General features: G+C 61.2%; 21 protein-coding genes and 1 pseudogene. 8 read left to right on the top strand and 14 right to left on the bottom strand.

Going from position 1 to position 17,928, the window contains the following annotated elements; genetic code table 11:
* Positions 1–47: 47 nt before the first annotated feature.
* Positions 48–326 carry a hypothetical protein gene (locus tag EN862_RS03145; RefSeq protein ID WP_127864400.1) on the bottom strand — a complete coding sequence of 93 codons (279 nt, stop codon included), beginning with the start codon at positions 324–326 and terminating at the stop codon, positions 48–50.
* On the opposite strand from EN862_RS03145, the gene EN862_RS36020 reads away from it, so the two are divergent.
* Positions 313–477, top strand: a complete 165-nt coding sequence (locus EN862_RS36020) for a hypothetical protein (RefSeq protein WP_189400968.1) — start codon at positions 313–315, stop codon at positions 475–477. The genes EN862_RS03145 and EN862_RS36020 overlap by 14 nt on opposite strands.
* Positions 478–643: 166 nt before the next feature.
* On the opposite strand, the gene EN862_RS03140 is transcribed toward EN862_RS36020, so the two are convergent.
* From EN862_RS03140 to EN862_RS03130, 3 genes are all read right to left on the bottom strand, one after another.
* Positions 644–880 (bottom strand): hypothetical protein, encoded by a 237-nt coding sequence (locus tag EN862_RS03140; protein ID WP_127864399.1) that lies wholly within the window; start codon positions 878–880, stop codon positions 644–646.
* Complete coding sequence (locus EN862_RS03135) at positions 871–2,184, bottom strand: winged helix-turn-helix domain-containing protein (RefSeq protein WP_127864398.1); 1,314 nt, start codon at positions 2,182–2,184, stop codon at positions 871–873. Before EN862_RS03135 ends, EN862_RS03140 begins: the two co-directional genes overlap by 10 nt.
* A 162-nt stretch (positions 2,185–2,346) precedes the next feature.
* Positions 2,347–3,072 (bottom strand): class I SAM-dependent methyltransferase, encoded by a 726-nt coding sequence (locus EN862_RS03130; protein WP_193771559.1) that lies wholly within the window; start codon positions 3,070–3,072, stop codon positions 2,347–2,349.
* Positions 3,073–4,653: 1,581 nt separating this feature from the next.
* Between EN862_RS03130 and EN862_RS03125 the strand changes: the two genes are divergently transcribed.
* The 3 genes from EN862_RS03125 (at position 4,654) to EN862_RS36745 (ending at position 5,628) form a co-directional block, all read left to right on the top strand.
* Entirely contained in the window at positions 4,654–4,872 is a 219-nt protein-coding gene (locus tag EN862_RS03125; protein ID WP_127864396.1) for a hypothetical protein, read from the top strand.
* 67 nt (positions 4,873–4,939) lie between these two features.
* Complete coding sequence (locus EN862_RS03120) at positions 4,940–5,254, top strand: hypothetical protein (protein ID WP_127864395.1); 315 nt, start codon at positions 4,940–4,942, stop codon at positions 5,252–5,254.
* Positions 5,255–5,484: 230 nt separating this feature from the next.
* On the top strand, positions 5,485–5,628 hold the full coding sequence (locus EN862_RS36745) for a hypothetical protein (RefSeq protein ID WP_245519487.1): 144 nt from the start codon (positions 5,485–5,487) through the stop codon (positions 5,626–5,628).
* A gap of 71 nt (positions 5,629–5,699) precedes the next feature.
* On the opposite strand, the gene EN862_RS03110 is transcribed toward EN862_RS36745, so the two are convergent.
* Complete coding sequence (locus EN862_RS03110) at positions 5,700–5,921, bottom strand: hypothetical protein (protein WP_127864394.1); 222 nt, start codon at positions 5,919–5,921, stop codon at positions 5,700–5,702.
* A 227-nt stretch (positions 5,922–6,148) separates the two neighbouring features.
* On the opposite strand from EN862_RS03110, the gene EN862_RS03105 reads away from it, so the two are divergent.
* Positions 6,149–6,340, top strand: a complete 192-nt coding sequence (locus EN862_RS03105) for a hypothetical protein (RefSeq protein WP_126082897.1) — start codon at positions 6,149–6,151, stop codon at positions 6,338–6,340.
* A 182-nt stretch (positions 6,341–6,522) separates the two neighbouring features.
* On the opposite strand, the gene EN862_RS03100 is transcribed toward EN862_RS03105, so the two are convergent.
* The 4 genes from EN862_RS03100 to EN862_RS03085 form a co-directional block, all read right to left on the bottom strand.
* Positions 6,523–6,777 carry a nuclear transport factor 2 family protein gene (locus tag EN862_RS03100; RefSeq protein ID WP_127864393.1) on the bottom strand — a complete coding sequence of 85 codons (255 nt, stop codon included), beginning with the start codon at positions 6,775–6,777 and terminating at the stop codon, positions 6,523–6,525.
* Between the two features lie 14 nt (positions 6,778–6,791).
* Complete coding sequence (locus tag EN862_RS03095) at positions 6,792–7,661, bottom strand: NAD(P)H-binding protein (protein ID WP_127864392.1); 870 nt, start codon at positions 7,659–7,661, stop codon at positions 6,792–6,794.
* A gap of 67 nt (positions 7,662–7,728) precedes the next feature.
* Complete coding sequence (locus EN862_RS03090) at positions 7,729–8,478, bottom strand: SDR family oxidoreductase (RefSeq protein ID WP_127864391.1); 750 nt, start codon at positions 8,476–8,478, stop codon at positions 7,729–7,731.
* Positions 8,479–8,624: 146 nt separating this feature from the next.
* Complete coding sequence (locus EN862_RS03085; RefSeq protein WP_127864390.1) at positions 8,625–9,389, bottom strand: SDR family oxidoreductase; 765 nt, start codon at positions 9,387–9,389, stop codon at positions 8,625–8,627.
* A gap of 115 nt (positions 9,390–9,504) precedes the next feature.
* Here EN862_RS03085 and EN862_RS03080 point away from each other — a divergent pair, with 115 nt between their 5' ends.
* The gene (locus tag EN862_RS03080) at positions 9,505–10,407 is read left to right on the top strand and encodes a LysR family transcriptional regulator (RefSeq protein ID WP_127864389.1); all 903 of its coding nucleotides are present in this window, start codon (positions 9,505–9,507) and stop codon (positions 10,405–10,407) included.
* Between the two features lie 359 nt (positions 10,408–10,766).
* Here the strand turns inward: EN862_RS03080 and EN862_RS03070 are convergent, their stop codons facing one another.
* The 5 genes and pseudogenes from EN862_RS03070 to EN862_RS36735 all read right to left on the bottom strand — a co-directional run.
* Positions 10,767–11,684 (bottom strand): NADP-dependent oxidoreductase, encoded by a 918-nt coding sequence (locus tag EN862_RS03070; RefSeq protein ID WP_127864388.1) that lies wholly within the window; start codon positions 11,682–11,684, stop codon positions 10,767–10,769.
* Positions 11,685–11,733: 49 nt separating this feature from the next.
* Entirely contained in the window at positions 11,734–12,486 is a 753-nt protein-coding gene (locus tag EN862_RS03065) for an NYN domain-containing protein (protein ID WP_127864831.1), read from the bottom strand.
* 13 nt (positions 12,487–12,499) lie between these two features.
* Positions 12,500–12,679, bottom strand: coding sequence for a hypothetical protein (locus EN862_RS03060; RefSeq protein WP_127864387.1), 180 nt, complete (start codon positions 12,677–12,679; stop codon positions 12,500–12,502).
* 13 nt (positions 12,680–12,692) lie between these two features.
* Complete coding sequence (locus EN862_RS36740) at positions 12,693–13,187, bottom strand: DUF982 domain-containing protein (RefSeq protein WP_245519486.1); 495 nt, start codon at positions 13,185–13,187, stop codon at positions 12,693–12,695.
* Between the two features lie 81 nt (positions 13,188–13,268).
* Positions 13,269–13,376: pseudogene (locus EN862_RS36735) on the bottom strand (DUF1488 domain-containing protein); the annotation flags it as partial.
* 142 nt (positions 13,377–13,518) lie between these two features.
* Between EN862_RS36735 and EN862_RS03045 the strand changes: the two are divergent.
* The gene (locus EN862_RS03045; protein ID WP_189400976.1) at positions 13,519–15,348 is read left to right on the top strand and encodes a patatin-like phospholipase family protein; all 1,830 of its coding nucleotides are present in this window, start codon (positions 13,519–13,521) and stop codon (positions 15,346–15,348) included.
* Between the two features lie 320 nt (positions 15,349–15,668).
* Positions 15,669–17,702 carry a YgiQ family radical SAM protein gene (locus EN862_RS03040; RefSeq protein ID WP_127864385.1) on the top strand — a complete coding sequence of 678 codons (2,034 nt, stop codon included), beginning with the start codon at positions 15,669–15,671 and terminating at the stop codon, positions 17,700–17,702.
* Positions 17,703–17,928: the final 226 nt, after the last annotated feature.

The following is a 17,928-nucleotide window of genomic DNA, read 5'->3' as shown; positions in this document are numbered from 1 at the left end:
AACGCATGCACGGTCTCCAGCCTAAAGCTGGGGGGCCTCAACCGCCGTCAGCGCCATTTTCTAGCTCGGTCGGCCCACAAATACGCGGCATTCGAGCGTGGCACCGAGCTATAGCGCATGCGCGCGGCGATAGGTCGGATCAATGCGATGCTGCACTCATCCAAATGCAACTCACCGGACAACTGCGCCTCGTTGCCGGCGGTTAATTTCAGCGCAATTTCCCTGAAGCTTCGCCGCCGCCTCACGATCTTCGCCTCGCACCAACTACCCTCATCGTTGCTGTCGCTAAGGAACGGCTCAAGGATGGAGACCATGATCATGATCACGACGGTTCCCTTCATCGGCGTCGCAGCCGGTCGTGCCTCGCTTGCTTCCCCCTCCCGCCCTTTCCGGCTGCTGGCCGCCGCGACGGCGGGGCTGTTGTGGCTGCCGCGCTTCTGGCGGGCGCGCAGCAAGCTCGCTGCCCTGGCTCAATGAGCGAGTGCGGGCGTCGCGACATCGGCCTCACCGCTTTGGATATTGAAAACGCGCTCGCGCTGCCCGTCGACTGCGACCCGACCGCAACATTGGCCAATCATCGACGACCGCCGCCATCACGGTGAATGCTGAGGCGTCCGAAAGCGTCGGTCGGCAGGCTATCAATTCACTCCGGCAGGCCGGCCTCGCGCAATCCAAAGGCGATCCGTTCACTCGTGCCCACGTCGAAGGGCGAGGCGTCGCCAACCCTGGCAATGGTGAGGCCCGGGTAGGTTTCCATGAGCCTGCGGCAAGCGAGCCGTGCCTCGTCTTTGCGACCGGCATGAACCAGCGCCGTGACCAGCAGGCGCAGTCCCCACCAGGCGCCAGGCTGCTGGCTAAGGCCGCGCTGCGTCAGCGCCACCGCCTCGTCATAGCGCGCGGCGACGAATGCGCCGCGCCGATGCCGATCTCGGCCATGTAGCGCATCGGGTCGCGCGGGCTCAGCCGTTCGAAATGCTCGAACTTCTCAATCGCCGCATCGGGCCGCTCGCGATAGACGTCAAGCCAGGCGCTGCGCAGCCAGGCCCAGGCGGAATTCGGATCGAGCGCGCGCGCCCGCGCGAGATGCATGTCGGCGACATCGTAGTCGCGGGCGAAGGAATGAGCGGCGCCGAGCACGGCCAGCACCATCGGGTCGTCGCCGGAGAGCGCCGCGCCCTTCTTCGCCAGGCGCAGGCCTTCCTCTCGGGAAGCTGCCGGCTTTTCGGTCCAGCGATAGCCCGCGCGCTGCAGATGGCACCAGGCAAGCAGCGAAAGCGCCAGCGGATAATCCGGCTCGATCGCGATCGCACGATCAAGCAGCGTCCCGGCCTCCTCGTTCTGCGCCCGCTCTAGGGACCAGGTGAGCGGAAAGGCACGCAGCACGAAGTCGTAGGCGGCGAGACTTTCCGGACGTTTGCGCCGCGAGCGCTCGATCTCGGCCGACAGGATGGAAGGCTGGATGGCGCCGACGACACTCTCGGCAAAGCGGTCCTGCAGGTCGAACACGTCGGCCATGGTGCCGTCATAACGGTTGGCCCAGACCGTCTTGCCGGACGACTGATCGATGAGCTGCCCCGTGAGGCGAACATGGTCGCCGGCCTTGCGAACGCTGCCGGTCAGCACGTAGCGCACGCCGAGTTCCGCACCGGCCCGTTTAACCCCGTCAGCCTGCCCCTTGTAGGCGAAGCTCGAATTGCGGGCGATGACGAACAGCCATCGGATTCGCGAGAGCGCGGTGATGATCTCGGCGACCATGCCATCGGCGAAATAGTCCTGCGCTGGGTCGCCGCTGAGATTCTCGAAGGGCAGCACGGCGATCGACGGCGCGTCGCTGACGCCCTCGCCCGCCCCGGCGGCCGACACGGCGGGCCCTCCGACGCGGTGAACACGATCCTCGTCGATCACATAGCCGCGCCGCAGCACGGTGCGGATCAGGCCTTGCGCATCCGCGCCGAGGGCCTTGCGAATATCTTTGATGCATTGGGTGAGGGAATCGTCGGAGACGGCGATGTTGGGCCAAACGGCATTGACCAACTCGTCCTTGCCGATTACGCGGCCGGCGTTCTCCAGCAGATATGTGAGCAGCGAAAGCGATTTGGCTCGGAGGTCAACATCTTGTCCGCCCCTCTGCAGCCTTCCCTTGCGCAGATCGAGCTTGTACCCGGAGAATTCGAACGTCGTCATGTCGCCCCTCGAGGAGACGTCAAACAGTTTCGGCCTTCACGTGACGGTTAGACGGCTTCACGCAATTCCGCACGGAAAATTGCTATACACCTTTTCTGAAATTGCTTCAGTCGTCGACCAAAATCCTAGCAACCTCGGAGACATCACGACTGTCCTTCGACATCAAGACTTGCGTCCGCTGAAGATTGCATGGCCGGCGAAGAGCCATATGCAGTCGACCGCGCTGAACCCGGCTTCGGTTAACCAGGCAAGCTGCTCAGCCAGCGAGGAAGGCTTGTCGATCGGCTCGCCGTCGGGATTGCGGAAGTAGTTCCAGCCCAGCCGGTTGAACTCGGCGAAGGCAGCCAGGTCTCCGTCAATTGCGAGCGAGCGTGAACGCACCGCCTCGTCCCACTGCCGTGCTGCGATGGCGAGGCCGCTGGCGCTAGGCGGCCGCACGATGTCGGCCACCACTAAGACACCGCCAGGGCGGAGCGCCGCCGCGAGGTCGGCATACAGGATCTGCTTCTGCCGGCCGTCGAGGTGGTGGATGGCGAGGGATGAGACAAACGCATGCGGCGGCTCGGAAAAGCTTCGCCAGCCGCGATCGGCCAGCTCGAATGTCGCTGTGTTCAATCGGTCGGCATGATCGCGGCAGGTCGCTCGCGTCTGTTCGAGCATCCGATCCGATCCGTCGAGCGCTAGCAGCCGGCTGTCGGGAAATCGTCCCAGCAAGGTTTGGCTAAGCAGCCCCTCGCCGGGGCAGAGTTCGACCAGCAAGCTACGCGGCGCCGCCGGAATTAAGTCGGCGATCATGTCGATCTGGCGCTCGCGTTCTGGAACGAAATAGCGCCCGTAGTCGAGAAAGCTGCGAGAATTGCTCTCGGTCCATTGCTGTGCGCCTTGCATATCAGTCATGATGCCTTTCCACGTTTTCGATCATGATGCCCGAGGCCGGCGGATTATCATGATGCGGAGCTGAAATTGGACTGAAATCGCGCGAGGACCAGATCACCAATCCCGAAGCTCGGTCCAAACGACGCCGCTGCCGCTTCTTGCTTGGTCACTTGCTGGCATATGAACGGCGCTGACCCGAGTCGGATGCGGAGTTCGCGGCGGCGCTTGAAATTGACCCGAATTATGCCGGTGCATGGGCGGACTTGTCAGACTTTCGGTGTTGAGCGGTAAGCCTGCCATCGCGATTGAACAGGTCGAAAAGGCACTCCGCCTGAACCCACCCGCCCCCCGTGGTACTACTAGGATTTGGGGTTCGCGCAATACGCCGCCCGACAATACGAATCGTAAGCGGTGTTTTAGGGCCACTGTTTGGGTGGGATCGCGATCGTGAGGTGCCGTTCTAACCCAAGACCGGGTTTGAACTATCGCGACAGCCCTCGGCAACAGTCACCTGTGTGTCAAAGCAGTCCCGATAAATAAGATCGCGTCGAGAAGAATGATGCCGACAAGACAGGCGGCGAATAGTTTGAGGAACAGAGTGAAAAACAAGAAAAACCCTCGCTTGTATGCTTCGTGGAACGATATCTGCCGCCTTGCGCGCCACCATGCGACGAACGTCCAGATTGCGGCCGCAGTTAGCAACATTATCGCCGAGGTCAACTGAGACACTAGCTAGATTTCTTTCGCTTTGATGCTTTCTTCCAACTTCTGTACCATCGAAGCTTGTAGGTGGGAGCGCCAACCAATCGATAGCCAACGTTCTGCGCAACCTGGATCATAATTGCAGCGAGCCAAATCCCGCTAAGAAAACCCAATGGACCGAAAATCCTTCCCAGCGTCGGCCCTCCAACGCTCCTGGCCAAGTTCGCGATGGGGACACCTAAGCTCAATACGAGGAAGAGATAGGCTATCATAAAGAGGGGCAAGAACCGGACCGAGTCCTTCTTCGCGGCTGATGGTCGGCTGACCCACGCGCTGAGGGTAATGACAACGACAATGGCACAGACCGAGAAAACTCCGGATTTGACAACCATCTCGGCGATTGCTGGATCCACTTTTTACCTCAGGCATTGGGCCGCCTCGGCGCTTGAATTGCAAACTCCGATCGTCTAGGCCGGCGGCACGGCATTCGTGGCAGTACAGCACCTTCCCCAAGTCGCAATGCATGCAGCCGTGGTCCGGCCCGAGCCGGCGCACCAGTTCGGCCACATCGGCTGCGTTGGACCTCGGCACGAACTGCGCAGCCAAACCCAACAAGGTCGCTGACGCAATGTTCCATTAGCGCTCTCTTGATAACCCCGGCGCATGGGCGGCTCGCTCGGGGCACGCATTAAGCTGCTCTGGCGGCCCGCACCGCTCAGTTTCCGCCTGCATGTGACCACAATCCGGCAGGCGTGTGCTCCGTCCCGGTCAATCACATATGTTGCAGTAGCGTTCACGTATCAGCCATCAATCGTGCACTTTTTGAATGGTACTGATTGGGGCTCACGCGTAAGTGTGACCGGTGGTGGGTCCCCGGGTGTTAGGCAAAGCATGGCCAGATTTTTCTTCGACATCTCCTACGGCGGGGACGTCTATCATGATGCGCACGGCACCTCTCTCAAGAGCCAGCGCGAGGCCATGGAAGGCGCATTCGATATAGTACGCAAGCTGATGGCCGAGGTGAAGCCGACGGACCTTATCTGTACCGTCCGCGATGCCGGCGGCCATCAGATAATGCAGATCAAAGCCAGTGACGCCGATCGAGGATAGCTCGTCTAAAAAGGCACGTCAGTGGCAACCGCTTGACGAGGCAAGTTGTAGCGCCGGAGTCATTGGCATGGCGAAGGGTTCATTCAAGGTTGGCGATGAGGTTGCCATTACCGCGACGGTGCGCAAGCGCATCACGGAGGATCGGGTCAGCGTGCTGATCCCAACCTATAGCCAGCCTCGTTCGATCGTCGACACCACACCTCACGTCAGCAGCGGGCAGAAGATCGGGCTAACCGGCGAAGTGGTTCGCGTGGATGACGACACGGTGACCGTCGGCGGCAAGGATCTCGGAATAACAGTCAAGCGCAGTGCCGTGCGGCTCGTCACGAGCCATGTGCCGCCGAAGCGGAAGACATCCATAGAAAAAGCCCGTCGCCAATGACACACAAGCGACGGGCTGAATTAGGGGACTACAAGGTGAGCGGTCCGGAGGGGAGATGAACCGCTCATCGTCGAAACTCGCCGGCTTCAAAACGGTTCCAGAACTTCTGCGGAACATTTTAGCTAAAGCGAATGTTTGTTCGTCATGGAGACGATCGACATCGCCGAGTGCCGGGCAGCGCTACGCCTGATCCGCGCGACGATCGAAGAGCACGCCCTCCAGGCGTGCTGATGAGCGAGGACCAGGTGAACGGCCTTTATGGGCCGACGCTGCTCGACGAAGCCGAGGCACTGTCCGTGGCGATTGTCGCCACCGTGGAGCGGCTGAGTTTTGAGCCCCGACATATCCCTCCAGCGCCGAGCATAAAGACGTAAGTTCCCCCCTCATCAAGGCCCCGGGGCTGACTGCTGCTCTGGGGGGAAGCCCGTAAACAACCAGGGTGCGCCTAGCTCGCCCGACGGTAGGCCTGCGTGGTCTGAACCGCCTCAAGCAGCTCTTCTTCCGTTCTCCGGCCGCTCTCGAACATGTTAACCAGCAGCAAGGCGGTTGCCTCGGCGTCCGGCGAACCTGGTTGGCATCCTCGCACGCGGCACACCACGTCAAACACGCGCTTCAGCACGTCGAGGTCTTCTGGATAAAAGGCATTAGTTAGCAGGTACCGTTGCATCTCTCTGTTCCCGTTGGGGCGAGAGTGCGTTGGTCGCTCTCAAGCAGCGGAGCCCATAACATAGCCGCCGACCAGCGCACCTTGGCGGTTCCCGCCCAGACTGTCTATTGCATTTGATGTAGCCGCCAAAGGACGGGATCACCGGTTAAACGGCCGCTGTGCGCCCCTGAGCCGGAACAAGGCTTGGCGCTCATCGTTGGATCGGTGACCGTATCGGGGCGCCAAGCATGAAAACCTACCTGGTTGAAGAGATGGCCGGCGACACGCCGGTCTCCCACCACACTGTGATCGCCAACACGCCGTGGGAAGCAGCGACGATCGGAACCAGGAAGGAGGTCAAGGGCCGAACCGATGAACGGCTATGGGTTCGTGTCACGGAGGAGAGCAGCCGGACAGTGTATAAGTACGCCTTCAAATAGCCCTGTGGGTAGTAATGTCTCGTTCACCATATCAGGACATCCTATTTGAAGGTGCAAACAGCGCGCCTAATCTGGACCTGCGTCAATTGAGACGCGCCCCCGCCCAACACTGGCGGCCGACGCTTTCATGTACGGGACCCCAACCCCAAGTATGCGTTGGCCGCTTGCGGCGCCGCCGGATGTTAGAAGCTACTATTCCACTCGGTATCGAAGACCACCTTGTGCTCGTCTGCCTCGATCAGCTGCGTGAGCATTAGGGTGCCCTTCGCACCGATCAGTTCCCGATCGCTCCAGCGTTTGATCGCGACCAGACCCGCATAGCGGCTACCGTTGTCAGTGATGACAGGGTCGGGACCGAAGCAGGCAATAAAGCCTGCCCAGTCACCCCGGTTAATCGCATCGCGCATCGATACGATCGCCTGCGGAAAGCTGGCCATGTTCCGGTTCCGTGTCACGGCGCCGGCACAAATGGACGAAGCCCGTCGATAAGTTCCGTCAACCCAAGACGCACGACACCGCCAGGCGCCGCGTCAACCAGACCGCCCGCGTTCTTTGCGTCGTTGGCCTTGACCAATAGGTCTGCGAGGCTCGGGGGCATGTTTGCAAACGCGCCATTCCATTCCGAGCGAGGTACGGCCTGCGCCTTTATGCTCTTGCCCGAGAGTTGGCTAACGGCCGCTGCAACATCGTCGGCGCTGTAGCGACGCGGTCCTTCGGCATGAACCACCACGAAGTCCGCTCCCCTGTCGGCCTGCATCAACAAGTCGGACGCGATGCGACCGGTGTCCTGAGCCGCGATTGTCGGCTGCAGCATGGTGACCGGAATTTGGAAACTCGGCAGAACACCAGACGTGATCGCGGTTGGGATGCCGCGACCCCAGTTGTGCATGTACTCGGCGGATCGAAGGATGATCTTGTGACCGTCGAGCTGCTGTAGCATTGCCTCGAAGTCGTGAAACATGCTCGGCATACCGATGTCGTGCTCCACGTGGGCGCCATAGTCGGAGATCACGAGAAGGCGCTTCGGTTTTGCGAGGTTAAACGCGCTGACTAAGCTTTGCATGGTTCGGCGCATGTCATCGCGCGGCTCCGGTGACGGCCGCAGCGGGACGATCGCCTGCACCGCGTCGGCGCCTTCGATAGCCGCTGTCAGCGAAGAGGTATCCTGCAGGTCAGCCATAACGACCTCGCAGCCGGCGTCGCGGAGTGCGCCCGCCTTCTTTTCATCGTGCACAATGGCCCGCACGGCTGCGCCTTTTTCGCGGAGTGCCTTTGCGGCGGCAGAGCCGACATTGCCGGTGGCTCCAAGAATTGCAAACATTGGAATCTCCTTGATTTTTCTTCGGGCAAGTTAGGTTTGTGAAGGCCGAGTGAAGCCGGCGCGGCTATCAGGTCTTGGCGCCGCCAGCGAGCAGCAGATGTTGACCGCTAACAAACGCTGACAGGTCTCCGGCAAGATATTCGGCCGCATTGGCGACGTCTTCGACTGTGGCCATGCGCGGCATCGGACGGAACCCGGCGACCCAGTCCTTGATCCGTTTGTCAGCACCGCCGGTAAACACGCCGGCGTTATCGACAGTCGTAGGAATGATCGAATTGACAGCCACGCCGCGATGGCCGAGCTCCTGAGCGAGGTGTTCGACCATGAACCGCGCGCCCATCTTGCTGGCGGAGTAGATGGCCGTTCCAGGGACCGGCTGCTCGGTCGAGCTGGAGCCGATGTAGATAATGCGCCCGTTGTCGACGACGTGACGGCCAGCGCGCTGCAAGGTGAAGATTGCGCCCTTGGCATTGATCGAAAACAGCCGGTCGAACTGTTCTTCGGTAAAATCGAGCGCGGGCGTATCGATCAGTTCGACACCGGCATTGACGACAATGATGTCGAGCTTGCCATAGGCCTGCAACGCATTCGTAAAGAGCGCATCGATGTCGGCGACGCGCGTCATATCGCCCTTGATGCCGATTGCTTCGCTGCCGGCTGCCTTGATCGCGGCGACGGTGGCCTGCGCACCGGCCTCATCAGCCGAATAGTTGATAACGACTTTAGCCCCGAGCGAACCGAGGCGTTCGCTAATGGCCTTGCCGATACCACGGGCGGACCCCGTTACCAGGGCGACTTTTCCGTCGAGTGTAGTCATGACATCCTCCTGTGATCGATACCGCGCGAGCGCTATGAGCAGGTCCGAATTCCGCCGCTGCTCGGCCAGCGAGTAAGTTGAGATCGATGGCGAGTAGCAGCCCGGACTGCGCTGCTACTTCGAGGTTTCGGGGCACACTCGAAGAATCAGAGGAACATGCCGCCGGAGACCTCGATGCGCTGAGCATTGACCCAGCGATTGTCGTCCGACAGGAGGGACGCCACGGCTGGGCCGATATCATCCGGTAAACCGGCGCGCCCCAATGCCGTATGTTCGGCGACCGTCTTGTTAGCGTCCGGATTGTCGCGAATGACGCCGCCACCGAAGTCGGTTTCGATGGCGCCAGGTGCAACGGAGTTTACGGCGATCTGCCGCGCACCGAGTTCCACTGCGAGGTAGCGGGTCAGCACCTCGATGCCGCCCTTCATCATCGCGTAAGCGGAGAAGCCAGGAGTGCTAAAGCGGGCGAGACCGCTCGAAAGGTTTACGATACGCCCGCCGTCGGCGAGCAGCGGCAATACCGTCTGGGTCAGGAAGAATGGCCCTTTCAGGTTGATGTTCATGACCCGATCGAAATCGTCTTCGCTGGTGGTGGCGAAAGGAGCGTAGACGCCGATGCCGGCGTTGTTGACCAAATAGTCGAAGTTCGTGCGGCTCCAGGTGTCTGCCAAAGCCTGCTTCAGGCTGACGGCGAATGCAGCAAAGGTCGGCGTCTTGCCGGTGTCGAGTTGGAGCATGGTCGCCTTCCGGCCCAGTCCCTCGATAATCTTGGTCACCGCATCCGCTTCCACCTTGTTGCTGTGATACGTGCCGATCACGTCCACGCCCTTCGTGGCGAGAGCGATGGCCATACTGCGGCCTAGGCCGCGGCTAGCGCCGGTGACCAAAGCGATTTTTGTTTCGTTCGACATCGGAAAGCTCCGTTGGTTTCAATCACCGAACAGCTTCGGCACCCCCTCCTTTTGAACCTTTGCTACTTTCCGATAATCATGCATTATTCGGTTTCATTATACGGGATTTCGGATAATGGACCGGATCGATGCGATGCGCGTGTTTGCGCGCGTTATGGAGAGGCGGAGCTTCGTGCGGGCGGCGGAAGACCTTGGGTTTCCACCGTCGACGGTCAGCGATGCGATTCAGCAGCTTGAACGGCGGCTCGGGGTCAGATTGGTTCAACGGACGACCCGGCAAGCGGTCCCTACATTAGACGGGGAGGCTTACTACCGGCGGTGCCTGACAATTCTCGATGAAATCGAGGAAGCCGAAACAATCTTCAGCAGCGCGAAACCGCGAGGGTTGCTCCGCGTCGACGTGCAAGGGACCCAAGCCCGGCGCTTTATTTTGCCGGGCCTACCAGATTTTTTCGCGCAGTATCCTGATCTTGAACTCTACATGGGTGAAGGAGATCGGCTCGTCGACCTCGTTGGCGAGGGCATCGACTGTGTCCTTCACGCAGGCGAACCCAAGGAAAGTGACCTTATTGCGCGCAAGCTGGTTACGCTGCCTGAGGTGACGGTGGCGTCGAAAATCTACATTGAACAGTTCGGTGTGCCGACAAGCTGGGATGCGCTGGAGGGGCATCGCATGGTCGCTTTTAGATCTTCGGCTACTGGCGGAGTGCTACCGCTAGAATTCAAGGTCAAGGGCGTGCTCAAGCACGTCACTTTGCCCTCCACTCTGTCGGTCAACGGTGCCGACACCTATACCGCAGCTGCTCGCCAGGGCTTGGGCCTCATCCAAGTGCCGCGTTACGGGGTAGAGGATGACATCGCTAACGGAGTTTTGGTGGAGTGCTTGCCAGAAACACCGCCCTCTGCAACACCGATGTATGCGATGTACCCGCGCAGTCGCCAGCTCAGCTTGCGTGTACGGGTTTTCATCGAGTGGGTAGCGAAGCGATACGTGACTGTTGGTGGCCAAGCTGAATGATGGCCATCATTCCACTCCACAATTGGTGGAGTGGCGCACCCGACAAGATTCGAACTTGTGACCTCTGCCTTCGGAGGGCAGCGGTCAACTTCTGCCCTGAAAACTCCGACTAAGCGGCGTGCCTCCGATAGCAAAAGAATGCCCCTTCAATAGTGGGTGTCGGGATGTAGCGGCCTCCCGCTACCATCGATCCCAACACACCTGTGTGGGTTTTGTTCGCGGTGGGGAGCGCTTGTAGCGCTCCTCTGCGTCGCAGCCGATCTTCGAACGGCCAGTCGTCGTCACATCGCTCACCAGGCGGCCCGGTGAGGCGTAGACGATAATCGAGGAGAGTGAAACCGCCCTCTCTCCCCAGCTTCTTACGGACGAACGCGGATGACCGTCTTTCCCGTGCGTCGCTCGCTTGCGTTGAAGGTTGCAACGGCCGCGTCGAGGGCCGAAACTCTGCCGATGTTCGTCCGCAGTCGTCCGTCCCGCACCCGCTGGACGATCTCACTCAGTTGGGCGCGATCGGATTCGACAACGAAGTCAACCGCCAGCCCGTCTGCGGGCCGCGCCTCGGCCGGGCCGACGACGGTCACCAGCGTTCCTCCGGCCCGGATCAACGCTGCGGACCGCTTCTGAATGTCACCGCCGATGACATCGAATACCAGGTCGACGCCGCCGACGTCCCCCAGGCTATCGTTCCCGAGGTCGACGAATTCATTCACACCGAAGTCGAGCGCCTTCTCGCGGTCCGCGGCGCGTCCAGTGCCGATGACATAGGCGCCGGCTTCCCGCGCAAGCTGCGTCACGACCGAACCGACGGCGCCCGCCGCGCCATGCGCCAGCACGCTCTGTCCTGCCTGAAGCCGGCCGTGCTGAAACAGGCCCTGCCATGCGGTGAGGCCCGAGATCGGCAGACTCGCGCCCACCGCGAAGTCGATATCGCCAGGCAATGGTGCGAGATTGCGTGCTTCCATGGCGACGTACTCAGCAAGGGTGCCGTCGCGATGCCAGTCCGACAGGCCGAACACGCGCTGACCGATTGACAGCCCCGTGGTACCGTAGCCAAGCGCCGTGACCACACCAGCCAATTCATGGCCGAGAATCGACGGCGTCCGGTCACGGAAGGCCCGATCCGCCCAAGTCGAAGGCCACTCCAGTTCCGTGTTGACGAATCCCGCCGCATGAACCTGAACGACAACGTCGTTTATTGCTGCCTGTGGTTCGGGCCGCTCCACCAGTGTCATGCCGGCCGTTCCCGCAGTCCGGTCCGTTGCAACGATTGCTTTCATGGGAATTGTCTCCTCCGAAAAGACGCCGGTATACGTGGCCCCGTAGCGATCACTTCTGGCGCTTTCGCCCTCGCGCGGCCTCTGGTTTTATTCTGATGCGGAGCGTTCCGCCCTCGGGGCGGTCGATTTCGAACGCGTTCGTCTTGCGGACGAGATCGCTCAGCTTGCGAAAGCCGAAGGTGCGCGGATCGAAGTCGGAAGCCAGATTTGCAAGCTGCGTGCCGACGGCACCGAGCGGAACCCAGCCATCCTCGCTTTCCATCTGCGCGATGGTTTTGCGGATGATCGGCACGGCCGCGGAAGGCGGCTGCAGCGGCTTCACAGTCGATAAGGCTTCAGGCTCGTTTGCTGGCGCGGACGGCAGCAGGTTCTCGGTATAGACGAATCGCCGGCATGCCTGGCGGAAACTCTCAGGCGTCTTCTGCTCGCCGAAGCCGAAAACGTCGATGCCCTGCTCGCGAATACGGGCCGCGAGCCGGGTGAAATCGCTGTCGGAGGAAACCAGGCAGAAACCGTCGAACCGGCCGCTGTGCAGCAGATCCATCGCGTCGATGACGAGCGTGATGTCCGAGGCGTTCTTGCCTGTCGTGTAGGCGAACTGCTGCTGGGGTATGATTGCGTGCTTCGAAAGGACGTCGGCCCACGCTTTCGAGCGCGAGCTGGAAAAATCGCCATAGATGCGACGCACGCTGGCCTCGCCGATCTTGGCGATCTCCTCGAACAGCCCATCGGCGATCTTGGCCGAGGCGTTGTCGGCATCGATGAGAACGGCAAGGCGTGGCGAGCGCGGCTCTGGCGGCATCGTGGTCTTTTCCTCAGCGCTGTTCATGGCACCTGAAGTTCTTGCTCTCAATGTCGATGATGTCGCCGCAGTTCGCGCATTCCATCTGGGTGTGAGTACGAATCCAACCGACGAGCGTCTTTGCCTGATGATGGCAACGGGGACATTCCACGTCGATTTCGAAGCTGTCCGTCTCGCGCTGCGTCATCGCCATGCCTCAGCTTTCGTCAGCAGCGGGCTCTCGCTGTTCTTTCTGCTCTATGGATAATGGTTTCTCCTTCGCGGCTTTCCCCGCAAGCTTGGCTTCTTTCTTGGCCGCCTTGGCCTTGTCCCGTTGACTGCGCTCGTATCGATAGTTCGGCTTCATCGCCATTCGAACTCTCCCCGTCTGGTGGATCCGCCAGGCCGAATGCTGGCTGAGGATCGCAATCCGGCCAGCGCGCGGCTTCAAACCGCACAGTCGCCGTCAAGCTCAGTAAATCAACTGTGCGGTCGTAGCCGATCCCCGCCTCCTGAAGTGCGGTGAGGAATGCAGCACTCGCGTCATCGGCAGCGCCGTCTTCGGCGCAGCGTTTCATCGCGTCGGTCCAAGCCACGCTGTCGTTTCCTGGCCAATGGTCAAACAGGAAATCCGAAGCCTGTGCGACTGACTCAATCAGAGTGAAGCCGATCGGGCCGGCGACATAGACAACCACGGGAACCCGGAATTTTTTGCCAGCCATTGTGCACCCTACGCCCAATTGCATGGAAAGACGAGCGCGGCGGGTCGATTGTTCACCCGCCTTGATCGCAAGCGGATGCCGCTACCTGAAATCGGCGGCGGTCAAAGTGTAGGAGTCGCGGCGGTGGCGCGCATAGACCTTGCCTGCGACTTGCTGGATGGAGGTTCGCAAACCATCGAATGCCGAGAGGTCGGCACATCAGAATTTTGATCCATAGACAGGCTCCAGCCGGCAACGTTGCGGTTCGGCTCGGATCGCGCCGTGCGACGCTGCAAACACGACCGGTAAGGGATACAATTGCCGGAGCGAATGCGTCCCCGGGATGGCTCAAATGTCCTCCATCGATTCTCTCGCCGCGAGATTATTGTCGGCGACATTGATGTTCGATCGGGCGTCGTTGCTGGCGCTCGAGGCTTTGGCTGCCGAATCCGATCGTCGGGTCCTGAGGCGCGGTGAGGTCCTGGTTCGCGAAGGCGATCCATCGGACAGGTTCTTCGTTGTGCTGTCCGGTCGCTTTACGGTGCACAAAGGAGATCCGATTGGCTCGGTCGCCGAGATCGCACAGGGCGAACTAGTCGGCGAAATTGGTTTCTTTGCAGGGCTGCCCCGTACGGCCACTGTCCTTGCAGCGCGCGATTCGATCGTCCTTGAAATCAGCCGTAATAATTTCGAGAAGGCGGCCAAGGCTTTGCCGAACCTGAGAGAGGCCGTCACAATATCTCTGGCGCGCCGGTTCGCCTCGGAATCTCCGATTTTGTCACGTCTCCAGAAACCCGCCAAGATCCGAACGCTTGCCATCATTGCAGCCGGCGGAAGTCGCATCTCACCGGTTTTCATCGCGCACCTACAGCAAGAGTTCGGCGCGGTCACGCGCGCTCAGTTCGTTTCCCGGCTTGACGTCCACGCGAAGTTCGCAGGTCGTCCGATCGACGACCAGCCGGTCCTTAACTGGTTGAACGAACTGGAGGCGCAAGCTGAATTCGTTGTCTACGTGGCCGATGAAGAACCTAATGAATGGACACGAGTCTGCATTCGCCAAGCCGATACCGTCCTGTTGTTAGCGGACGCGTCCTCCTCGCCTCACTTGAACACGTCCGAGGAATTGGCCCTATCGGTCCATCCACCGTCGACCGGTCGGCTTGTCCTAATTCACGACAGTCGCTCGGCTGCGGTCACCGGAACCTCGGCGTGGCTCGATGAGCGTCCCCATATCGGCCAGCATCATCATGTTGCGCTGGAGGATATGTCTGATATCCAGCGCTTGGTCCGATTTATTTCCCGCAAGGCACGTGGCTTCGTGGCGGCGGGGGGTGGGTCCCTGGGCAGCGCCCATGTGGGCGTCTACAAAGCCTTCGTCGAGGCGGGCGGGCGCTTCGACTATCTCGGCGGGACGAGTTCCGGAGCGGCGATGATGGCCGGCTTCGCAAGAGGGTTGGACGCGGAGCAGATCGACCGCGGCACGCATAACGTGTTTGTCAAGAGTCGGGCGTTTCGGCGCCCCACCTTGCCGCGTTTCGCGCTTCTAGATCACAAAGCATTCGATCGGGCCCTTCGGGAGGAATACGGCGATGTTCTGATCGAAGATCTCTGGCTTCCGTTCTTCGCGCTTTCGACCAATCTGAGCAGCCGTCAGCCTCATGTCCACCGTCGTGGAAAACTCTGGCAAGCCGTTCGGGCATCAGGCTCGCTCCCGGGTGTCCTGCCGCCTTTCTTTACGGCTGACGGCGATATGCTGGTGGATGGCGCCATCATGAACAATTTGCCGCTGGAACAGATGAGGGAACTCAAGACCGGCCCCAATGTCATCGTGAGCTTTGGGACCAGCGGACCGCAAAAATACCACATCGACTATGACCGCATCCCCGGCAGATCGGAACTGGCGGCCGCCCTGCTGAACCCTTTCGGCCGTGCGCGCTTGCCGCAGGTTCCGAGCATGCTTCAGGTTATTGCCGCGAGTATGCTGGCACACGGGCCGCAGGACCTTGCTGTCGGCGATGAGGATGTCTTGGTCTGTCCGCAGGTTTCGGGCACCTTCATGGATTGGAGTCGGCATTCCGAGTTGTTTTCGGACGCCTACCACCGCACGGCGCAATGGATCGAGGAACGTCTCCGCCAGAACGACTCTGGACTCCGTGCGATGCTCGGTAACGCACATCCTTAGCGCATCACCGTCCCACTATGCTCAAGCGGTTCACGGAGGGTATCGGCTGACCTCTGTACCCAGAATTGGAAAATTTTGACTAAGCCGCGTGCCTCCGATAGCAAAAGAATGCCCCTTCGATAGTAACAGAACGCCCTTCGATAGTGAGTCTCGCGAAGTAGCGCTCTCCCGCTACCAACCCTCTCCAGGGCATCCAAAGAATTTAATGAAACCGATGGGCGGCTAAGCGCTGTGTCCTGACACGTCGCACCGCATCCCTTCCGCAGCCCAGGATCGAGCTCAATTGAATTCGCTTGGGCGGCGGCCTATACGTCGAGGCCATGGAAACCATAGCCAGCGCCCAGAAAAACATCATTCCGCTGTCCGTCCGCGCGCCTCATTCCGGACGGGCAGCGCCGTTCTTGCCGATGAGCCGCGCCGAGATGGCGGCGCTCGGCTGGGATGAATGCGACATCGTGCTGGTCACGGGCGACGCCTATGTCGATCATCCGAGCTTCGGCATGGCGATCATTGGGCGCCTCCTCGAATCTCAGGGTTTTCGGGTCGGCATCATCTCGCAGCCCGACTGGCAGTCGGCGGAGCCGTTCAAGGCGCTGGGCCGGCCGCGGCTGTTCTTCGGCGTCACCGGCGGCAACCTCGATTCCATGGTCAACCGCTATACCTCGGACCGCAAGCTGCGCCATGACGACGCCTATACGGCGGGTGGCGAGGGCGGCAAGCGGCCGGACCGCTGTACGATCGTCTATACGCAGCGCTGCCGCGAGGCCTACAAGGACGTGCCGGTGGTGCTGGGCGGCATCGAAGCCTCGCTGCGCCGCATCGCCCATTACGACTACTGGTCCGACAAGGTGCGCCGTTCGATCCTGGCCGACGCCAAGGCCGACCTTCTGATCTACGGCAATGCCGAGCGCGCCGTGGTCGAGGTGGCGAACCGGCTTGCCGCCGGCGACACGCCGCGCCAGCTCGACACCATCAGGGGCGTCGCCCTGTTCCGCCGCGTGCCCGAGCATTTTACCGAACTGCACGCCGACGATCTCGATTCCGCCGACGAGGGCGCGAGCCGCAAGCCCGGCGACATCGTGATCCGGCTGCCATCCTTCGAGCAGGTCGAGGGCGATCGCGATGCCTATGCCCGCGCCTCGCGCGTGCTGCACCGCGAGGCCAACCCCGGCAACGCACGCCCGCTCGTCCAGCGCCATGGCGATCGCGACCTGTGGCTCAACCCGCCGCCCATCCCGCTGACCTCCGAGGAGATGGACGCCGTCTACGATCTGCCCTATGCGCGCGCCCCTCACCCATCCTATGGAGATGCCAAAATTCCTGCCTGGGATATGATCAAGTTCTCGGTGACGGTGATGCGCGGCTGCTTCGGCGGCTGCACCTTCTGCTCGATCACCGAGCACGAAGGCCGCATCATCCAGAACCGCTCCGAGGGCTCGATCCTGCGCGAGATCGAGAAGATCCGCGACAAGACCCCGGGCTTCACCGGCGTGATCTCCGATATCGGCGGGCCGACCGCCAATATGTACCGGATGGCCTGCAAGGACCCGAAGATCGAGGCGGCCTGCCGCCTGCCGTCCTGCGTGTTTCCCGACATCTGCCCCAACCTCAACACCTCGCATGACGACCTGATCCGGCTCTATCGCAAGGTGCGCGAGGTCAAGGGCGTCAAGAAGGTGATGGTCGCCTCCGGCGTTCGTTACGACCTCGCCGTCAAGAGTCCCGAATATGTCAAAGAACTGGTGACCCATCACGTCGGCGGCTATCTCAAGATCGCGCCCGAGCACACCGAGCGCGGACCGCTCGACAAGATGATGAAGCCCGGCATCGGCACCTATGACCGCTTCAAGGAGATGTTCGACGCCGCCGCCAAGGAAGCCGGCAAGAAATACTATCTCATTCCGTATTTCATCGCCGCCCATCCCGGCACGACCGATGAGGACATGCTGCAGCTGGCGCTCTGGCTGAAGAAGAACCGCTACCGCGCCGACCAGGTGCAGACCTTCCTGCCTTCGCCCATGGCCACGGCGACGGCCATGTACCACACCGGCGTCAACACGCTGAAGGGCGTCCGGCGCGGCGTGACCGACAAGGTCGAGACCGTTCGCGGCGGGCGGCAGCGCCGGCTGCACAAGGCGTTCCTGCGCTACCACGACCCCGACAATTGGCCGTTGCTGCGCGATGCCTTGAAGGAGATGGGCCGCGCCGACCTGATCGGCCCCCGCCCCGACCAGCTCGTGCCCGCTCACCAGCCGCCCGGAACCGGCAAGGCCGCCGCCACGAAGCGCCCCATGCGCCCGATCGGCAGAGGGCAGCGCTTCACCACTAAGGGCGTGCCGTTTCCAAAGAAGTGAGCCTAGGGGCCGATAGTCTCTCTGTAGCGCACCGTCAGCATAGCTGGCCTGCCGGATAGCGATCCGAGCCACAGGCAGATCCGATTTCGCCGACAGCTTGGCGCCTCAATTTTGGCCACCGAGGCGGCCGTTACCCCCGAAAGCCGACGTTTTGGCTGACTGTGCCCGGGGGTCGCACATGCGCATTCGATGCCGTAGGCAGGCACATGTCTTGGAAAATGCATGT

Source organism: Mesorhizobium sp. M2E.F.Ca.ET.219.01.1.1 (assembly GCF_004016445.2).
Taxonomy (GTDB): Bacteria; Pseudomonadota; Alphaproteobacteria; order Rhizobiales; family Rhizobiaceae; genus Mesorhizobium.
The sequence above is the reverse complement of the archived record's forward strand: the minus strand, read 5'-3'. Positions and strand labels throughout refer to the sequence as shown.